Below are 597 nucleotides of genomic sequence, written 5' to 3'. Positions count from 1 at the left end.
ATTAGCTGAAAAACTGATAGAAACAACACCAAACCATAGCGTGACAATGTTCGATAAGGGGTTCTATTCTTTAGGTTTATTACATAAATGGCAAGACTCTGGCTCAGAGCGTCATTGGCTTATCCCCCTCAAGAAAAATACACAATATGACATTGTTCAATCTTTAGGGCGAAATGACAAACTTGTTCAATTACACAGTAATCCAAGAGCTAGAAAGCTATGGCCTGATTTACCAAAGTCGATAACCGCTCGACTTGTCACTCGTAAAATTAAAGGAAAAGACTACCAAGTATTAACCTCCATGACGGACTCCCTGCGTTACCCATCAAAAGATATTGCAGGCCTTTATGAGCATCGTTGGGAAATAGAGCTGGGCTACCGAGAGCAAAAACAATACATGCTTGGAAACCGTCTTACGCTGCGAAGTCGTTTACCAGAGCTGGTCAAGCAGGAGTTATGGGGCATCTTGCTTACTTACAATTTAATCCGATATCAGATGGTCGAGCTCTGCTTCAATTTAAAGGGAAATTACCTTCCTTATCAACTGAGTTTTAACGGCACGTTAGCTCATGTATCAGCGTTACTTGTAGGCTTACC

General features: G+C 41.4%; 1 protein-coding gene. It reads left to right on the top strand.

The features are described 5' to 3' along the window. Positions 1-597: IS4 family transposase (locus tag AB4503_RS24690; RefSeq protein ID WP_372115866.1), on the top strand; the 597-nt coding region annotated here is incomplete at both ends.

Source organism: Vibrio sp. 10N.222.55.B11 (assembly GCF_041473705.1).
GTDB classification, from domain to species: Bacteria; Pseudomonadota; Gammaproteobacteria; order Enterobacterales; family Vibrionaceae; genus Vibrio; species Vibrio crassostreae_C.
The sequence above is the reverse complement of the archived record's forward strand: the minus strand, read 5'-3'. Positions and strand labels throughout refer to the sequence as shown.